12 protein-coding genes and 1 pseudogene are annotated in these 12,386 nt (G+C 48.0%); 4 read left to right on the forward strand and 9 right to left on the reverse strand.

What is annotated here, in order from left to right; genetic code table 11:
• A partial coding sequence (locus tag BVJ53_RS06200; protein ID WP_133174816.1) for a transposase occupies positions 1 to 154 on the forward strand: 154 nt, incomplete at its 5' end.
• Between the two features lie 80 nt (positions 155 to 234).
• Here BVJ53_RS06200 and pgsA read toward each other — a convergent pair.
• From pgsA to BVJ53_RS06245, 9 genes and pseudogenes are all read right to left on the reverse strand, one after another.
• Positions 235 to 828, reverse strand: coding sequence for a CDP-diacylglycerol--glycerol-3-phosphate 3-phosphatidyltransferase (pgsA, locus tag BVJ53_RS06205; protein WP_129301657.1), 594 nt, complete (start codon positions 826 to 828; stop codon positions 235 to 237).
• Entirely contained in the window at positions 825 to 1,724 is a 900-nt protein-coding gene (locus BVJ53_RS06210; RefSeq protein ID WP_129301658.1) for a helix-turn-helix domain-containing protein, read from the reverse strand. The genes pgsA and BVJ53_RS06210 overlap by 4 nt, the downstream gene beginning before the upstream one ends.
• Before the next feature lie 86 nt (positions 1,725 to 1,810).
• Positions 1,811 to 2,539 carry an elongation factor P 5-aminopentanone reductase gene (gene ymfI / locus BVJ53_RS06215; protein WP_129301659.1) on the reverse strand — a complete coding sequence of 243 codons (729 nt, stop codon included), beginning with the start codon at positions 2,537 to 2,539 and terminating at the stop codon, positions 1,811 to 1,813.
• On the reverse strand, positions 2,536 to 3,831 hold the full coding sequence (gene yfmH, locus BVJ53_RS06220) for an EF-P 5-aminopentanol modification-associated protein YfmH (RefSeq protein ID WP_129301660.1): 1,296 nt from the start codon (positions 3,829 to 3,831) through the stop codon (positions 2,536 to 2,538). The genes ymfI and yfmH overlap by 4 nt, the downstream gene beginning before the upstream one ends.
• The gene (gene yfmF, locus BVJ53_RS06225; protein ID WP_129301661.1) at positions 3,828 to 5,090 is read right to left on the reverse strand and encodes an EF-P 5-aminopentanol modification-associated protein YfmF; all 1,263 of its coding nucleotides are present in this window, start codon (positions 5,088 to 5,090) and stop codon (positions 3,828 to 3,830) included. Before yfmF ends, yfmH begins: the two co-directional genes overlap by 4 nt.
• Positions 5,091 to 5,098: 8 nt before the next feature.
• Positions 5,099 to 7,408, reverse strand: coding sequence for an FtsK/SpoIIIE family DNA translocase (locus tag BVJ53_RS06230; RefSeq protein ID WP_129301662.1), 2,310 nt, complete (start codon positions 7,406 to 7,408; stop codon positions 5,099 to 5,101).
• Positions 7,409 to 7,511: 103 nt separating this feature from the next.
• The gene (locus tag BVJ53_RS06235; RefSeq protein WP_129301663.1) at positions 7,512 to 7,919 is read right to left on the reverse strand and encodes a DUF1149 family protein; all 408 of its coding nucleotides are present in this window, start codon (positions 7,917 to 7,919) and stop codon (positions 7,512 to 7,514) included.
• A 17-nt stretch (positions 7,920 to 7,936) separates the two neighbouring features.
• A complete protein-coding gene (gene trmL / locus BVJ53_RS06240; protein ID WP_129301664.1) occupies positions 7,937 to 8,446 on the reverse strand; it encodes a tRNA (uridine(34)/cytosine(34)/5-carboxymethylaminomethyluridine(34)-2'-O)-methyltransferase TrmL in 510 nt (169 codons plus the stop codon).
• Between the two features lie 336 nt (positions 8,447 to 8,782).
• A pseudogene (locus BVJ53_RS06245) lies at positions 8,783 to 9,624 on the reverse strand (methyltransferase domain-containing protein).
• Positions 9,625 to 9,690: 66 nt separating this feature from the next.
• On the opposite strand from BVJ53_RS06245, the gene BVJ53_RS06250 reads away from it, so the two are divergent.
• From BVJ53_RS06250 to rpsN, 3 genes are all read left to right on the forward strand, one after another.
• Complete coding sequence (locus tag BVJ53_RS06250; RefSeq protein WP_129301665.1) at positions 9,691 to 10,638, forward strand: magnesium transporter CorA family protein; 948 nt, start codon at positions 9,691 to 9,693, stop codon at positions 10,636 to 10,638.
• Between the two features lie 194 nt (positions 10,639 to 10,832).
• A complete protein-coding gene (locus BVJ53_RS06255) occupies positions 10,833 to 11,810 on the forward strand; it encodes a GMP reductase (RefSeq protein WP_044112599.1) in 978 nt (325 codons plus the stop codon).
• A gap of 236 nt (positions 11,811 to 12,046) precedes the next feature.
• On the forward strand, positions 12,047 to 12,316 hold the full coding sequence (gene rpsN, locus BVJ53_RS06260; protein ID WP_003564153.1) for a 30S ribosomal protein S14: 270 nt from the start codon (positions 12,047 to 12,049) through the stop codon (positions 12,314 to 12,316).
• Positions 12,317 to 12,386: the final 70 nt, after the last annotated feature.

The raw sequence follows: 12,386 nt of genomic DNA on the forward strand, positions 1-12,386 counted from the left end.
ACACAAAGTCGCTGTTCTCGCCGCTGTCACCAGCCCTTATTCCAACGGTCCGATCGAAGGGGTTAACCGCCTCATCAAGTCACTCAAACGATCCTGTTTTGGCTTCAAGAATCAGCTGAACTTCTTCAAACGAATCTACCAAATCACGGCATAACATGACAAAGACGGCTCCCCAAATGGAGAACCGCCTCAAATGATAAATTTATTCTTCAACACCAGTTGACGCAGAGCCACTTATTCATGACTCGAACCAAACGAATCGGCGAAGACGGCGCGATTTTTGTAGAAGTATTCCACACCTGAATAAATGGTGAAGAACACAGCAACGTAAAAGAGAATCAACGCAAATGGCACATTGATGTTATTAAACCACGCATTGTTTAACATCAGAAAAATAATCGCAAACATCTGGGTGTTGGTTTTAATCTTACCAGGCCAAGCTGCTGCGAGGACTTCGCCTTTATTGGAAAGCAGGAGCCGTAAGCCGGTCACTGCCAACTCCCGCCAGAGAATGATCGCTGTTCCCCATGCCGGAATCTGGCCATCAGCGGTTAAAAAGATAAAGGCCGTCATGACTAACAACTTATCCGCTAATGGGTCTGCAAACTTGCCGAAATTCGTCACTAGGTGTTGACTGCGGGCAATATGACCGTCCGCGAAATCGGTAAGTGACGCGACGATGAAAATAATTAAGGCAATGAACCAGCTTAATGCCACCTTGGTTCCTGCAATGGTCAGATAACCTGCTGGCCAATTAAACGCAAGCAATAACGTAAAAACCGGAATTAAGAAAATCCGAATCAACGTCAACTTGTTTGGAAGATTCATTCTTGGGATCCCTCGCTTTCACGGGTAGTGTTTGTGAAGGTGATTGTCCGCACGATACTGGTTCCGTTTGAAATATCAACGTCTTTGCCATTCAGTTTGATGGTTGTTACCGTTGCATTACCAGAACGGACTTGGAAGGTTGATACGTTATCCGGTAGTGAGACTTCTTGCGTATCACCAGATGTTAAGGAGCCTTGCCAAGTGGTCGTACCATTGACAATCACTGAAACCCACGCCGTTGCTCCTTTAGCACCCAACGTAAGCTTGTTGCCGGTAGCCGGCAGATTCTTGAGTGTAACTGCCTGCGTTGCGCCATTTGCTGCGGCAACGGAAATATCGAGTTTACCGCTCTCTTCTTTCTTCTCTTTAGACGCTTTTTCAGATGGCTTTGAACTGCTTGAAGCGGATGCCTTGCTGGACTTTGCACTACTGCGTTTAGACGAAACAGCAACGCTTTCAGAATCCGCCGGTATCGTCTGCTTCGGTCCAGATTGCGACATCAACATCACAGCATAAATGACAATAACCGCTACAACCACAATACCTGCCACCGCAATCTGCGGTAAGTAACGCCGCAACCGGTTGACTGGACTGGCTTCTTCAGCGCGGGTTGCGCGCGTCTTATTTTCAACTGATTGAGCAGCATACTCTTTTGGCTGCGGTTCCGGAATGTCCTGCTGAAACTGCGTCAAAAGCTCATCACCGTCAAGACCAACCGTATCGGCATATTGTTTGATGAAGGCACGCACGTAAAAATCACCTGGCAGCGCATCGAAATGTCCTTCTTCGATGGCGATCAGATAGCGTTTTTGGATTTTGGTGATCTGTTGCAGATCATCAATGGTATAACCCTTTTCGATCCGGGCGTCACGTAATTTTTGCCCAATTTCATCCATATGTTTTCTTCACCCGCTATTTTTTATTAACCATATTTAGTATAGCATGAAAAACCATCTGTAAGCCTTAAGAAATCCTTTGTTTGCTAGATGCGCCAGCCACCTGTGACATAAAGGGTCTGACCTGTCAGGTAAGCGGCATCTTCGGCAATCAGCATAGTGACATAGTAACTAATATCCTGTGGGGTCGCAAACCTGGCAGCAGGAATTTCGGCACGGACCTTGGCTAACGATGACGGATCAAACATCTGCGTATTCATTTTAGTCGCCACCGCACCAGGAGCCACAACATTAACCGTGATACCAAGGCTTGCCACCTCTTGCGCATAAGCTTTAACAAACGCACTTTGCGCTCCTTTTACTGTGCTATAAGCCACTTCCATCGCCGAACCGGTTCCACCATAAACCGAACCGATAAAAATCACCCGGCCATGACCTGATTGTGCCAGCTTATGTTCCACTTTGGTTAACAGCACCATCGGCGTCAATAAGTGCACCCGCATCAAGGCCGTCATTTCAGGCACAGTCGTCTCTTTGAAAAGATGATAGTAAGTCATCCCCGCAGCAAAAACAACCGCATCAAGGCTAAATAGTTGCGCGGTTAATTCGTCTAGATGCTGATCATCGGTCAAATCATACTGAAGCGGAATAAAATCCTGATACGGGTAAGCCGCCTGAAAAGTTTTGACCTGATCCGTTACGATTTTCTCGTGACGATAATAGTGAAGATAAAGCGACCAGCCATCTGCTGCCAGTTTTGCGGCGACTGCCTGGCCAATATCACCGGATGCGCCAATAATCAATGCAGATCTCATGATTGACCCTCCGGAAGCATTGTCAAAACCGTTAAGGCATCAGATTGGAAAATTTGGGAAATCAACTGCTTGACATCATCAAAACCAATGCTGTTCAAAACCTCGGGAAATTCAAACAGCTGCGCCTGACCAAAACGCAAGGCACTCAATTGATTGGCAACCCCGTTCAGGCCATTCAGACCCGCATAATACTTGCCTAACGAAGCACGCTTAATCAATTCTACTCGCTCACTCGTCAAATCAGACTGCGCCGTTGCATGCAGCAAAACCCGTTTAATGGCGGCACTCAACGCTTGAGGATCATCCGTATCGCCGCCAACAAGTCCATAGCTGAAACTACGCTGATTGGTAAAGTCAAAATCAAATGAATCATCAATCAGCCCCTGATCATACCAATTCTGGTAGAGCTGGGACGAATCGCCGAATAAAACTTCCAGTAACAGCCTAATGGTCAGCTGATACCGCCACCCCCTTGTTGTCTGCGGAATTGCTACCTGGCCTTTGAAGCCCACTAAGGTTTTAGGGCGGCTAACCGGCATTTTCAACTCACGGTAAGGGATAATGTCGGCTGTTTGTAAATCCGCTTCAACGCCGCGAACAATGGGCTGCGGTGCCGGGAAATGCTTCTTGGCCTGATTATCGGCAACAAAGTCAATGATTTCGGCAGCATCAATATTACCGACGATCACCAATGTCATGTTGCTAGGTTGGTAAAAAATCCGGTGAATAGTATACAACATTTCCGGGGTGATCTGCGCGATGCTGTCTGCAGTTCCTGCCACATCGACGTGCGCCGGATGATTTGGAAAAAGATTTTCCAACAGCCCGGCATAAACACGCCAACCGGGATCGTCTTGATACATCTGAATTTCCGAGCCAATAATCCCTTGCTCTTTGGCAACCGAACTCTCTGAGAAAAACGGTTCTTGCACAAAATCCAGCAAAATCTGCAGATTCTTGGTTAGCTGCGTCGTTGCCGAAAACAGGAAACTAGTTTTGGTTGCACTAGTAAATGCATTGGCTGAAGCACCGGTCTCACCGAATAAGTCAAACGCATCATGGTCTTCTTTTTCAAAAAGTTTGTGTTCCAGAAAATGGGCAATCCCAGCCGGATAAGTGACCATCTTCTTGCCATCTGGGGCAAACCGAGTATCGATCGCGCCATAGTCTGTGGTCATAATCGCATAGCTTTTGTGATACGCCTGGCGCGGTACGACTTGGAGCCGCAAACCATTGGGCAACGTTGTTGTGACCAAATTTTCATCAACATCGTTAAAATATTGCGTCTTCATTCGCTGTCCTCTCCAGTCAGAAAATACGTCGCTTGAAGTTGCATGCCGGCTGCCGCTTTCTGAACCGCCTGACGATCCACCTTCTGAATGCGGCGCGCAAAACTTTCAAAATCTTGAGGCGCATCCGGAACCAACAGCTGATACAGTGCCTGATTGGTTAAAAACCGCGGGCTGTCATACGCTGCCCGTTGATGATCCAAAATGCCGTCTTTAATGGACTGCAAAAGCTTATCGGAAAACTCGCCGTTCACGACTGCCGCCAGTTGCTGCTGAATTAAGTCGGCAACCTGGTCGTGCGCTTTACCTTCAATCCCGGTTTGAACCAACATCAAGCCACGAAACGCGTCTAACATTGAGCTGGCGTAATAAGCTAAGCTAGCCTTTTCCCGCACATTGGTGAATAAAAGCGACAAACTGGATCCGCCGAATAATTCCTCGGCTACTAACGCAGCGGTGTACTCGGGACCCATCAAATCCGTTGTCACATGATAAGCCAAGTCAAATTTAGCTTGTTGTGCGACAACCATTTTTGTCTGAGTCAACACTTCAGGGTGCGGAGGCAGATCAAAAGCGATTGCCGGCATCGTCCGGGAACGCGCTGCCAGCGGCCAATCAGCAAACAGCGCTTCCACCTGCTGTTCCTGCACGTCCCCCAGAACCGTGATCATCACTTGATCTTGACTCATCAGCTGATGATAATAGTCCGTCAAATCTACCGCCGTCAGCGGTGCTAAATCTTCCCGCGTGCCAAAACTAGGGATGGCTTGATCGGGATCAACGCCAAAATACAAGCGTTGTACACCCAACGCGGCTTGCGTCTGCCGATCATCATCCAAACTAGCCAGATAATGATCCAGATTTTCTTTTTCGCGATCAAAGGTCACCTGATCAAATTGATCGTTGTGAAAATTCGGTGCAAAAAGAACCGACCGCAAAAAGGCAACCGCTTGCGGTAACAATGGTTGATCCGTAAACCGATCATCGACAGTGCTCATTGTGACGCCGATTCGGTGCAATCGGCCTTCCCGCGCAACGCCGATACTAAAGTTAGCGCCATACAGTGCCTCTAAATGAGCCGCCATTGCCGCTTGCGTCGGATATTGCTTACTGTTTGTTTCCAATAAGCTGGTCAGCAAAGTGCGCTTGGTGATCGTTGCGCGCCGCAATGGCGTCAGAAATTGAACATTAATACGAGTTGTTTTGAATTGAGTCGTTGGCAAAACAATGAGCCAAACTCCCGGCTTGATTTCTTTTTGCATAATCTCCCTCATGACTGATTAGCATTGGTTGCCGATTCTGGTGTGGCAAAAACTTTTCGCGGTTTACTGCCTTCACTTGGGCCAACGATTTGGTTAGCCTCTAGATCATCGATAAGTCGCGCCGCCCGATTATAGCCGATACGAAAACGCCGTTGCAGCATGGAAGTCGAAGCACTCTGCTGTGAAATGACAAAAGCCTTGGCATCATCGTATAACTCGTCTTCGGAATCACCTTGCTGCTCGGTTTCAACACTTTCCGTCGGTGCCATGCTTTCAACATAGGCCGGCGAAACCTGATCCGTAATTGCTTTAACGACCCGCTCTACATCAACCGATGGAATAAAGGCGCCTTGAATTCGTAATGGCTTTGATGCACCGATTGGCGAAAATAGCATGTCGCCGCGACCAAGTAACTTTTCAGCGCCGTTACTATCCAAAATCGTGCGCGAATCAATCCCGCTAGATGTGGCAAACGCAATACGGGATGGGATGTTAGCCTTCATGAGCCCAGTGATCACGTCTACCGACGGGCGCTGGGTCGCAATGATGACATGAATCCCAGCTGCACGCGCCATCTGGGCAAGCCGGACAATGGCCGTTTCAATCTCGTGACCGGCAACCATCATCAAATCGCTTAATTCATCGATAATGACAACAATGTAGGGCATTTTTGTCTGACCGCTGGCCGGATCGGCTGCGACTTTTTGATTAAATTCCTTCATATTACGGACACCGGCCGCGGCAAATCGTTGATACCGTTCATCCATGGCGGTCAGAATTTTATTCAACGCACTCAGCGCCTTTTTTGCCTCAGTGACAACCGGCGTCAGTAAATGTGGCACGCCATTATACACGGACAATTCAACGCGCTTAGGATCAATCAACATTAAGCGGACGTCGGTCGGTTTCGCACGCATAAGAATGCTGGTTAAAATGACGTTGATCATGACCGATTTACCGGAACCGGTTGCCCCGGCAATCAATAAATGCGGCATTTTCGTCAAATCAAACGTCACGACTTTACCATTGACGTCGCGGCCAAGGGGCAAAACCAGCGGATGATTCGGAGCCTTGGGTGTTTCGGCCATGACTTCTTTAAAGCCAACTGTCGCAATGTGCTGATTCGGCACCTCAATGCCAATGAGTGATTTTCCCGGAATCGGTGCTTCAATCCGAATATCTTTAGCGGCAAGCGCCAAGGCCAGATCATCGGATAAATTCACGATCTTGGAAACCTTTACGCCAACAGCCGGTTGAATCTCGTATTGGGTAATTGACGGGCCTAACGTGGCACTTTTAACGGCCACCTTGACACCAAAACTTTCAAACGTGTCTTTTAATTTCGTTCGATTGGTTTTGATCGCCTGATATTCAGCGCTTTGATCAACCGGCGGCGTTGCGGTCAGCATGTTCAAACTCGGCAGTTGATAATCCGCTGCGGGTATGTCTGAATCCGTATCGTGAACAGCTGCAGGTTTCTGGCTTGCCGGTGCAACTGCCGAACTTGGCGGGGCGACTTTAACTTGTGCCTCGCTCTGTGGGGCTGGTGGCACCGGTGCAGGCCCGTTAATCGTAAAATCATCTGCTCGTTCCGAAGCAGGATCTGTTTGGGCGTCAGTCGATACTACTGCTGGTTTTGTTTTTGCCCCCGATGTTGTCGACCGTGCTGCCACTTTCTTGGCGTGTTCCTTCTTTAAATCAACGAAACTGCTATAAATTTGAAGTACCCCTCGTTTGCAAGCCTGTCCAAACGCTTGCAACCAGCTAAAAACCTGATCAGCACCTACTCCCAAAAACACGAGTACGCCAGCGATAACGCCAAACCATGCCAGAATCGTTGCACCAAGACTGCTCAACAGTGGCGCTAGCAATGAAAAAAGAAAAGCTCCGAGTAACCCGCCGCCAACTTGCGAAGCAGTCGTCATCAAGCCGAAATCATTTTGCAACAGCCGCCAAGTGGTCAAAAGATAATGGCTGTGAACATTTAAGGTCGCCATCGTGTTAGCGGTCAATAAAACCAGCGCGGCAATGAGGACAATCGCCAGTCCTACCCATACATGGCGTGCCAATTTGGGTAGACGGTCAGCCAATAAAAACCAAATGCCCGTCACAATTGTTGCGGCACTCACAACCAGAAAACTATCGCCGACAACTAACCGAAAAACATTCGCTAACACTGTACCCACTATCCCTAAGCGAAAAAACGCCAGGCTTGCGAACACCACAAATAGCGCCCCGACCCAGCTCAGGGTGTGCTGTTGTTGTTTCGTCGGTCGTTTTTTGCGCGGACGTCCACGCCCGCCGCGTTTTTGTGCCATGCTGACTCTCCTTCCATTCCTGCCTATTATACACGAGCTGAAGCCGCAATTAAAAAAGGCAGCCACCAAGCCGCCTTTTTGCTCCTTTAAGTATCAAACGCCATTAATGCTGTCCGGGTTGTTCCTCATTGGGCCCAAACTGCAGATTAACGCCTTGATCCAAAGCGACCGCGGTCACCTGATATGTTAACGTTTCAATCGTTTCAACCAACGGCCGGCTGAGCTTGCCTAGCTCTTCCTGTGGCAACTCGTTAGCCTCGCCAAAGTAATCCATCACCTGAACGATTTGCGTGATCTTCCCCGAAATTTCAAAACTTGAATTATCCGGAACAACGTCAAACGGGATCATCATCTCAAAAAGATTGCCTTTCTTCAGTTCTTCCTGTCTTTTGGGATCGGACCACTGAATCTGACGCATGGCCACCTGCAAGTCATTCTTGACCGGGGTGTCTTGTTTCACGAGATCATAATGAAATGATTCGACAGTAATTGGGTAACGTTTTGCTTCCATGTTTGAGGCCTCCTGAATTATTTCAATTTGTCGTGTTGATAAGTATGCACTGTTTCCAGTCCGGCAAAATGCTGTTGCCGCAATGCCTCATAAATAACCAACGCTGCACAGTTGGAAAGGTTCAGCGCCCGCACGTTTTCCGTCATGGGAATCCGCAAACACTGATCGGCATGTTCCCGCATGAAGCCTTCTGGTAAGCCAGTGGTTTCTTTGCCGAATAAAAAGTAATGATCCACGTCCGTATCGGTATAATCGCAATCCGAATATGTCTGATCGGCAAATTTAGTAATAAGATACAAGTGCCGCGGATCTGCAACCGTGCTCATAAAATCATCCAGACTGTCGTGATAAATAATCCGCACCTTGGCCCAATAATCCAGACCCGCTCGTCGCAGATGCTTGTCATCGGTTTCAAACCCCAACGGCTTAATCAAATGTAAGTAACTGTTGGTCGCAGCACAGGTCCGCGCAATATTACCGGTATTTGCCGGAATCAGCGGTTCAAATAAAACAATGTGATTCGCCATGTTATCGTCCCTTCAACACAAGTGCTTTCAGTGTAGCACACTTGCAGCACACAATTCGCCCATATTCCTGCACTGAATCGCAAAAGATCGCCGATTGCCGCCAAGTGTTTCGGTCCATTTGTAGCCGAAATCGGCATCGTCAAGCGCAGGTTCGAGCAAAGCCGTTTTTGGGCAACAAAAAAACGCATTGCTTCGGAGCGCACTCAGCGAAGCGATACGTTAGTGAAGTAATTTATCGCAAACTTTTATCAATTACCCAAAAGCTAGCCCTGATAAAAGCCCAAAATAAATAGCTTAAAAGAATATTAACACCGGCTACCCCCGTTTTCAACCCCCTTACTTGACAAGATGTGCAACGATTAACAGATCAACTTCAATGTGAATGCTTGAAAGCGGCTTCGCCAACATTGCGCGGCGGCGTGCGGCCGGTGCCTGCCAAGACAAGGGGGTCATGGTTAACAAATCAGCAAACTGATCGGCTGCTAACGGGAAGTCATATGTTATCGGACGAATCTCTGCTTGGGGAAAGGTCGCCAAAAAGCGCTCCAGCACCGGGCGATTGTCATAAGTTGCCTTGGTGGTTCCGGCATACAAACCGGCCCGTAGTTCTTTGAGGTACCAGGCGCGGGGAATAATTTTCAATAGCTGTCCGTTCGGCCGCAACACCCGCCGAAATTCCCGGTAGTTGCCAGGCGAGAAAATGTCGGTCACTGTATCAAAAGTCGCATCGACAAACGGCAAATGCGCCAAATCAGCCACCGCAAATAAAGCTGGCGTCGCCAAACTACCGGCTAAGTTAATTGCTGGCGCCGAGATATCAAAACCCACAGCCATCTGCTGCTTTTGCTCTGCCAAATAAGCTGTCGGAGTACCTTCACCACAACCGACATCCAGTAAGCGTTGATGAGGCTCCAGATACGTCGCCATGGCATCCAAAAAAGGCTGAACAAACCGGCAGCAAGCATCCGTCGTCTAGCCGCCAACATCGTCGCTGTATATTCGGTTGCGACCTGCTGACTTAAAAAGTTCACGGTTCCTTTTCGGCTAAAATCGCGGACGTGCCCTTGCGAACATACCAGTGAATCCCGTTCAACGCGCATGGCGTTACCGCATACCGGACAGGCAAAGAGCTGCTCTTGCCGCGCGGCTAATTGAATTTTTGCTTCGCGTTTTCGCATGATTTTCCTTTCTGTACTTTGAGGCGGCTTGTTGTAAACTAAAAGAAAAAAGTCAAGGAGTGTGCCATGCTTTCAATTTACCGCTTTGATGAGAAATCCGGCCGACTGAATCCACAATCGCGTATCCGCCCCGGTGTTTGGATTAATGCTGTCAATCCCACACCGGAAGAGCGCCAGCAACTGCAGGATAAGGCTAACCTTTCAGAGGCTTTCCTACTATATGGACTTGATCCTGATGAAGGTGCCCGTTACGAGTTCGATGAGAACAATAACAGTCATCTTTTTATTTTCGATATGCCCACGGTCACCCGAGATGCGCGCAAAAAGGTCGTTTACAAAACTGGCCCATTAGCTATCATCATTACCAATATTGCGGTGATCACGATCAATGAAGAGCCCATTCCGCTACTAAGCCTATTTTCAGAAGGCAAGATCAGCGACTTTAACCCGCAGCATCAAAACCGGTCCGTTCTCCAAATCCTCTATCAGATTTCGATCAGTTACCTAACATACCTGCGCGACTTGAACAAGGCTCGCGAAGCAATTGAAAGTAAACTTCAACACAACCTGCGCAACGAAGAACTTTATGGCTTGATGGGTATTCAGCGCTCCCTGGTTTACTTCATGATGAGTCTGCGGACCGACCGAAATGTTTTAGAACAACTCAAACGAACCAACCCGTTAAATCTCAACGAAGACGATCGAGACTCCTTAGAAGACACCCTCATCGAAAATCAGCAGGCCGTTGAAATGGCGCAAATCAGCAATTCCATCATTAACGAAACTGCCGATACCTATTCGTCAATCATTAACAATAACATGAACAGCGTTATGAAGTTTTTAACTTCCTACTCGATTCTGCTGACAATTCCAACACTGGTTTTCTCTTTTTACGGCATGAACGTCCACTTGCCGCTGGCCGATATGAAGGTCAGCTGGATCATCACCATTGCTATTTCTATCGCCCTTGCCGTTGTCGTAGCCTTTCAATTTTGGCGCAATAAGTTCTTTTAAACACGTCACACCAAGCCAGAAGCAGCGGCTTTTTCTTTTTTTGAAGTAGAATCCGAACATTAAAAAGAAAGTGGTCGATTTTGATTGACTTTTACAATTGATTCGCGTATCTTAGCACTTGGTGTTTTGAATAACACCAAAAATGCTTAACAATGTTCGGCTTTTGCGAAAGGATGAATCCGATGAACAACGGCATGCAGATTTTTGATTATGAAGACATTCAAATGATTCCCAACAAATGTGTGGTGCGCTCACGTAAAGAGGTTGATACCAGCGTGAAGTTTGGCCCGCACACTTTTAAAATTCCGGTTGTTCCTGCCAATATGCAGACCATCATTGATGAACCTTTGGCGATCTGGCTGGCCGAACACGATTACTTCTATATTATGCACCGCTTTCAACCGGAACGGCGCATGGATTTTGTCCGCGACATGAAGAAGCGCGGACTGATTGCTTCGATCAGTGTCGGTGTCAAAGATGAAGAATTCGATTTTATCGAAGCATTGGCAGCCAATGAATTGACTCCGGACTATATCACCATCGATATTGCCCATGGTCATGCCCAAATTGTGATTGACATGATTCAACATATCAAACACTATCTGCCAAATGCCTTTGTGATTGCCGGCAACGTTGGTACGCCCGAAGCTGTCCGCGAACTTGAAAACGCCGGTGCCGATGCAACCAAAGTCGGGATTGGTCCCGGTAAAGTCTGCATCACCAAATTAAAAACCGGTTTCGGGACCGGCGGCTGGCAGCTCGCTGCCGTTCGCTGGTGCGCAAAGGCTGCCCGCAAACCGATTATCGCTGACGGTGGCATCCGCAACAATGGCGATATTGCCAAGTCCATTCGGTTCGGTGCCACCATGTGCATGATCGGCTCCTTATTTGCCGGCCATGAGGAAACACCGGGCAAACACGTGACGATTGACGGCAAAGAATACCAGGAATATTACGGTTCCGCATCGGAATATCAAAAAGGGACCCATCATAACGTTGAAGGTAAGAAGATTCTTTTGCCAGTGAAGGGTAAAATCGGCGACACGTTAAAAGAAATGCAAGAAGATCTTCAATCGGCCGTTTCTTATGCAGGTGGCCGTGACCTTGAAGCCTTGACCAAGGTCGATTATGTCATCGTGAAAAATTCGATTTTTAACGGCGACCAATACTAGAAGGCTTAAACGCGTTCAATGGCGCAGAAGTCTGCATGTAAGGACCTCAGGCGCAATGGCCAAGATCGGGCCATCACGCCTGAGCCCACTTACACTCCGACTTCTAACCGCGCCAGTTCACGCTCTTACCTTTTGTAAGTATTGCGAGTCGACTGCGGCTGTGCTATGCTAAGTGGGTTGAACTGTTCGAATATAACCGTTAAAAAACAAACCACAAACAAGGAGTGATTGCATACATGGCGAAGAAGTCAAAGATTGCCAAAGAAAAAAAGATTGAAGCGACGATTGCCAAATACGCACCGCTGCGTGCCAAGTATAAGGCTGAGCACAATTATGCCGCATTGCAGGCGTTACCGCGAAATGCGTCCCCTGTTCGTGCCCATAGTCGTGATGAGCTTGATGGTCGGCCACATGCTTACATGCGTAAATTCAAGATGTCGCGTTTAAACTTCCGTGATTTGGCCCATAAAGGCCAGATCCCCGGCGTTCGCAAGGCATCATGGTAAAAAGAGACACCTTATGACTGCTTCCTCGAATTTTGGAGGCGCAATGTCATGAAGGTGTTTTTTTCTGGCC

This window comes from Lacticaseibacillus chiayiensis (assembly GCF_004123795.1).
Lineage (GTDB): Bacteria > Bacillota > Bacilli > Lactobacillales > Lactobacillaceae > Lacticaseibacillus > Lacticaseibacillus chiayiensis.

What these genes read in the sequence shown, in the direction of transcription:
- pgsA (WP_129301657.1), bottom strand. Translation starts at nt 828, where the DNA reads ATGAATCTTCCAAACAAGTTGACGTTGATTCGGATTTTCTTAATTCCG.
- BVJ53_RS06210 (WP_129301658.1), bottom strand. Translation starts at nt 1,724, where the DNA reads ATGGATGAAATTGGGCAAAAATTACGTGACGCCCGGATCGAAAAGGGT.
- ymfI (WP_129301659.1), bottom strand. Translation starts at nt 2,539, where the DNA reads ATGAGATCTGCATTGATTATTGGCGCATCCGGTGATATTGGCCAGGCA.
- yfmH (WP_129301660.1), bottom strand. Translation starts at nt 3,831, where the DNA reads ATGAAGACGCAATATTTTAACGATGTTGATGAAAATTTGGTCACAACA.
- yfmF (WP_129301661.1), bottom strand. Translation starts at nt 5,090, where the DNA reads ATGCAAAAAGAAATCAAGCCGGGAGTTTGGCTCATTGTTTTGCCAACG.
- BVJ53_RS06230 (WP_129301662.1), bottom strand. Translation starts at nt 7,408, where the DNA reads ATGGCACAAAAACGCGGCGGGCGTGGACGTCCGCGCAAAAAACGACCG.
- BVJ53_RS06235 (WP_129301663.1), bottom strand. Translation starts at nt 7,919, where the DNA reads ATGGAAGCAAAACGTTACCCAATTACTGTCGAATCATTTCATTATGAT.
- trmL (WP_129301664.1), bottom strand. Translation starts at nt 8,446, where the DNA reads ATGGCGAATCACATTGTTTTATTTGAACCGCTGATTCCGGCAAATACC.
- BVJ53_RS06250 (WP_129301665.1), top strand. Translation starts at nt 9,691, where the DNA reads ATGCTTTCAATTTACCGCTTTGATGAGAAATCCGGCCGACTGAATCCA.
- BVJ53_RS06255 (WP_044112599.1), top strand. Translation starts at nt 10,833, where the DNA reads ATGCAGATTTTTGATTATGAAGACATTCAAATGATTCCCAACAAATGT.
- rpsN (WP_003564153.1), top strand. Translation starts at nt 12,047, where the DNA reads ATGGCGAAGAAGTCAAAGATTGCCAAAGAAAAAAAGATTGAAGCGACG.